General features: G+C 41.7%; 5 protein-coding genes. 2 read left to right on the forward strand and 3 right to left on the reverse strand.

Annotated features, from left to right (window positions below; genetic code table 11):
* The coding region (locus tag FTU17_RS16705) for a transposase domain-containing protein (RefSeq protein ID WP_130075492.1) at window positions 1-96 on the forward strand (96 nt) is incomplete at its 5' end.
* A gap of 220 nt (window positions 97-316) precedes the next feature.
* On the opposite strand, the gene FTU17_RS16710 is transcribed toward FTU17_RS16705, so the two are convergent.
* The 3 genes from FTU17_RS16710 to pheS all read right to left on the reverse strand — a co-directional run bounded on the left by FTU17_RS16710 (window position 317) and on the right by pheS (window position 4,102).
* Complete coding sequence (locus FTU17_RS16710) at window positions 317-613, reverse strand: integration host factor subunit alpha (RefSeq protein ID WP_004649746.1); 297 nt, start codon at window positions 611-613, stop codon at window positions 317-319.
* Window positions 610-3,006: a phenylalanine--tRNA ligase subunit beta gene (pheT, locus tag FTU17_RS16715; RefSeq protein ID WP_373684080.1), complete on the reverse strand. Its 2,397-nt coding sequence runs from the start codon at window positions 3,004-3,006 to the stop codon at window positions 610-612. The genes FTU17_RS16710 and pheT overlap by 4 nt, the downstream gene beginning before the upstream one ends.
* Window positions 3,007-3,121: 115 nt before the next feature.
* Window positions 3,122-4,102 (reverse strand): phenylalanine--tRNA ligase subunit alpha, encoded by a 981-nt coding sequence (pheS, locus tag FTU17_RS16720; protein ID WP_180136073.1) that lies wholly within the window; start codon window positions 4,100-4,102, stop codon window positions 3,122-3,124.
* Window positions 4,103-4,262: 160 nt separating this feature from the next.
* Here pheS and FTU17_RS16725 point away from each other — a divergent pair, with 160 nt between their 5' ends.
* Complete coding sequence (locus FTU17_RS16725) at window positions 4,263-5,291, forward strand: hypothetical protein (protein ID WP_180136075.1); 1,029 nt, start codon at window positions 4,263-4,265, stop codon at window positions 5,289-5,291.
* The last annotated feature ends 189 nt before the right edge of the window (window positions 5,292-5,480 follow it).

Genomic DNA, 5,480 nt, shown 5'->3' on the forward strand with positions numbered 1-5,480 from the left:
GCCTATTTAAGTGATGTGCTGAAAAGGCTGCCGACACACAAAGTGACCCAAATTGAAGAATTGCTGCCGCACTGCTGGAAACCTGAATCGAATTAAAAATTGGTATGGGATTCAGCGGACGCTTACAATACTAAACCCATGCTTATTGAAAAATAAAAACTGAAGATTTAGCTCAAAGAAAGCCACAATCAATCTTTACGACAACTCAACTCAACTCAACTATATCGTCTCACCTTAAATCGAATATTCTTCAACATGACTTGTGCGATAGATGATGAACACTGCGCCTCCTAAATCAAAGGCAAAAAAAAGCAGATCAATCGATCTGCTCATTTCCAACACGTTGACGGAATTTTTGTCCCGCACGGAAGGTCACTACACGACGGGCAGAAATCGGAATTTCTTCACCCGTTTTCGGGTTACGGCCTGGGCGTTGACGTTTATCACGCAACTCGAAGTTACCGAAACCAGAGAGTTTAACTTGTTCCCCAGAGATTAGCGCTTGGCTAATCTCATCGAAGAATAACTCGACCATTTGTTTTGCTTCACGACGGTTTAAACTCGTGAGCTCACTTAAATGATCAGCCATTTCTGCTTTTGTTAATGCTGTCATGAAGCCCTCAATGTCGCCTGGTAAGTGTTTTCCAACACCTGAAGTATGTTATCCATACCGTTTTTGATTTCAGCATCTTCTAATGTACGTGTTGGATGTTGCCATTGAATTGCAAATGCCAATGAGCGCTTGCCTTCTTCGACACCTTGACCAGTGTACACATCGAACAACCAAACTGCGTCTAAAAGTTCACCGCCTGTTTTTTCGATAAGTTGCTGAATTTCACTAACATTAATCTTATCACTAATTAAAAGCGCAATATCACGTCGAACCGACGGAAAACGTGATAATTCTGTAAAATTAGATACATAAGTTTGCAAAACAGCCAATTGATCCAATTCAGCGACCCAAGTAGTCGCCAAATCCAACTCATCTTCTAAAGATGGGTGTAAACGACCGAAGTAACCAATTGATTGACCATTGACTAAGATTTCAGCAGATTGGCCTGGATGCAACCACGTACGTTCTGAACGTACATATTCAACATTTAAACGTGCAGAATTTAAAATCTCTTCTACATCGCCTTTAAAGTCAAAGAAATCCATAGGCTGTGCTTTACCATGCCAAGATTCAGTCGTACGCGAACCTGTTGCAACCAGTGCAAAGGTTGGGATCTGTTTGAGATCATGAATGCTGTTCGCACCTTGATAATCAAAACGTAGACCAAGCTCATAGAAACGCACACGGTTTTGCTGACGGTTCACGTTGTATTGCACACATGGGATCAAACTTGATAATAAGGTTGAACGCATCACTGCAAGGTCGCTAGAAATCGGGTTTGCAAGCGCTAGTGGTTGAACCTGTGGATTCAATTGTTTCTCTAGTTTCGCATCTGCAAAGCTAAAGCTAATCGCTTCTTGATAACCCAAAGCCACTGCAGTTTGACGTAACTGAACCAATTCAAATTGGTCTTGGTATTTCGCTAGTTTGACATCAATCACCGGCAAGCTAATTTGAATATTGTCGTAACCGTGAATACGTGCTACTTCTTCGATGAGGTCTTGATAAATCGCCATGTCAAAACGATGTGATGGTGGTAAAACAGTCCACTCACCTTCTGCTTTCACAGTGACATTGCAACCCAAACGCGTTAAAGCATCGGTAATAAATGCAGATTCAACTTTATAACCAAGCAGTTGATCGACTTGCGCTTGGTTCAGTTCAATGGCTTCACGTTTTGGTAATAGCTCTACTTTTTCAGCAACAGTAATTGGACCAAACTCACCACCAGCTAAATCAGCGATAAGTTGAGAAGCACGGTGCATTGCCGTCATCGGCAATTCAAAGTCTACACCGCGTTCATAACGCTGAGATGCATCAGTATGCAAACCAAAACTACGTGCACGACCTGCGATATAGAGTTGATCAAAGAACGCCGACTCAAGGAAAATTTCAGTGGTATCATCAGAAACCGCTGAACTTAGGCCACCCATGATTCCTGCAATCGCCAAAGCTTTTTGATCATCCGCAATCACCATCACGTTTTCAGATAATTCAACTTCTTGTTCATTCAACAACGTTAATTTTTCTGCTGCTGTTGCTTGGCGTACACGAACAGAACCTTCAACTTTACCGCCATCGAATGCATGTAAAGGTTGACCCAATTCCATTAAAACGTAGTTGGTAATATCGACCAAAATACTGTGCTGACGAATGCCTGCACGAGCTAATGCACGCTCCATCCACTCAGGAGTTGGTGCTTTGGTATTAACGTTTTTGATCACTCGACCTAAATAGCGTGGGCAACCATCAGTTTCAACAACAACTTTCTTCTCATCAGTAATTGTTGCAGCAACTTCTTTAATTTCAGGGGCAGTCACAGGAAGTTGATTGATCACACCAATTTCACGTGCAATACCACGAATACTGAAGCAGTCACCACGGTTTGGCGTGATGCTGATATCAATCACATTGTCATCAAGATCTAAATATTCACGAATATTTGTGCCTACAGGAGCATCTGCAGGAAGCTCCAATAGACCGTCGATTTTATCTTCAAGATCAATTTCAGACGCACCGCACAGCATGCCTTGTGATTCAACACCACGAAGCTTGCCTTTTTTAATTTTGAAATCGCCCGGAAGTACTGCACCAATGGTTGCTACAGGAGCTTTCATGCCTACACGTACGTTTGGAGCTCCACAAACGATTTGTAACGGCTCGCCTGAACCGATGTTTACAGTAGTGACACGTAAACGGTCAGCATCAGGATGTTGAACCACTGTTAAAACTTCACCGACAACTACACCAGTAAATGGTTTTGCAGCAAGAGATAAATCATCAACTTCTAAACCTAACATGGTCAGTTGGTCAGAAAGTGTATCGCTATCAATGGCTGGGTTAACCCATGTACGCAACCAATTTTCGCTAATTTTCATTGTATAAAAACCTATTAATTCTAAATTTCTAATCCCCTCTAGCGCCCCTTTAAAGAAAGAGGACGAACCCTAAGTCATGATGGACAACCCCTCTCCTTTTAGGAGAGGTTAGGGAGAGGTATAAAACTGTTTAAGCAAATTGGCGTAAGAAACGCACATCATTTTGGTAGAACATACGTAGGTCATTAATGCCATAACGCAACATGGCAAAACGCTCTACACCTAAACCGAAGGCAAAGCCTTTGTATTTTTCTGGGTCGATGCCAGCGGCTTGTAAAACGTTTGGATGCACCATACCGCAGCCCAAAACTTCCAACCATTTACCACGTTCATCCATGATATCCACTTCCGCACTTGGCTCTGTAAATGGGAAATAAGATGGACGGAAACGTACTTTCAAATCTTTTTCAAAGAATTCATTTAACAAGTTAACCAACAAACCTTTTAGTTCTGCAAAGCTGGTGTTTTCAGCCACATACAAACCTTCGATTTGATGGAACATTGGCGAATGCGTTTGGTCCGAGTCACAGCGATAAACACGACCAGGACACACAATACGGATTGGAGGCTGCTGATTTTCCATCGTACGAATTTGCACGCCTGAGGTATGCGTACGAAGTAAATGATTCGCATCAAAATAGAAAGTGTCGTGCATCGCACGTGCAGGATGATGACCCGGAATGTTCAATGCTTCAAAGTTGTGATAATCATCTTCAACTTCTGGACCAGTCGCAACAGTAAAGCCAGCTTTGGTAAAGAATTGGCAAATACGTTCTTGAACTTGAGTCACAGGGTGAATACTACCCACCGTTTGACTACGGCCGGGTAAAGTAATATCAATCGTTTCGCTAGCAAGCTTTTGTTCTAATGCAGCTTTTTGTAATTTAGCTTGACGAGCAGTCAGTGCGCCAGTAATCAATTCACGAACGGCATGAATTTGAGCACCAAAAACTTTACGTTCTTCTGGGTCCATTTTACCGAGCGACTTCGATTGTTCCGCGAGCTGGCTTTTCTTCCCTGTAAATTGCACTCGCACTTGGTCGAGTGTAGCAAGGTCCTCTGCTGCTGCAATCGCAGCGAGCGCTTCAGTGGTCAGGGCTTCCAGTGACATAGTAACTCTCAAAGCAACAATTTAAAAAAAATAATATAAACCCCTTATTCTAACAGTTTTTAGCCGTTATGATGAAGCGCATTCACAAGTTAAAATTGCATTAGCATCAAGTTTTAAAAAAAGTATAAGATAAACACAATATCAATGGGATCCAATCTTTATGGCACTCGATCCAATCTGGAAACAACAGCTCACACTCGTCACTTATGGCAATGAATTTCTCAACCAAGGTTTGAGTTTTCAACGTTGGTTGAATCACCACATTTTTGATCAGCACAGTTTCCATTTTCGTGATTTGCTATCACAGCATTTATTGGCTCAACATTTCCAAATTTGGCTAGAAGGCTTAAAAAAACAAGGGGTACAACGCTTAAGTTTACATAGCTCTAGCTTGCTAAATGATGAACAAAATCCGAATGCTAACGTTGAACTTCTTCCCTTTGCCCATTTCATTGTGAGCCACGAACAAAATAAAAAGCAGGCGTGGATTTTTGGTAAAGAACTTGCCGAGTGGTATAACGCAGAAAATGACTATGAAGCACCGGCATCCCAACAACTGCAAATTCGTCGCGAAACCTTTTGGCGCTATGAGCTGAACCATAAACTCATTAAACGCATCGAAGCGGATATGCAGTTACCAAAATGGGATGATATTCATAACTTCACTGAAGCAGAATTATTTTTACAAAAACCTGCGGAAGGTTTTATTGAGCCGGAGGTGTTAGGCACACCTTATTATGGTACGCAGCTTGATCAAAGCAGCGAATCAAATGAATCCGCAAAACTTGCACTCTTGCCAACGGATGCACAAGCGGATTTCGCACATGACAGCTTACATCGCTTAGATGCATTAAACCGCCACATTCAGTCTAAAATTCAGCATCCCTATCACGCGGATGGCAGTATTTACACACCTGAAGAACAGTTAAATTTGCGACATTTTGCTCAAAAAACTGAAGATTTAACGGCAAAATTTATTGTGAAAGTCGCCAATCACTATAAAACTGCACGCTTAACTCCTGTTGTTGAAAGCTCTCCTCTGGATGGTTTTAAAACTGAGCAAAGAAAATCAAATCCTCAGCATGCACACACGCCAAATCCAACCCATAAACCCGGTGCAGGTGGAGTGATTACCTTAATTATTATTACGGTAGTGATTTGCTTATTGGCTTATTACTTCGGACTTTAACTGTATAAATGTGATCAACACTAAAAAGCCCTTCTTATGGAAGGGCTTTTTTTATGAACATGCTGTCCCGTCCTGAAATAAGTTTACACCTTAAGAGACTTATTTTATGGAACATGCACAAGAACAACGAGTTAAACGCACACAACGTGATTATAGCTTCGCCTTTAAAATGATGGTTGTACATGAAGT

It is taken from the genome of Acinetobacter sp. YH12070 (assembly GCF_013419625.1).
Lineage (GTDB): Bacteria > Pseudomonadota > Gammaproteobacteria > Pseudomonadales > Moraxellaceae > Acinetobacter > Acinetobacter amyesii.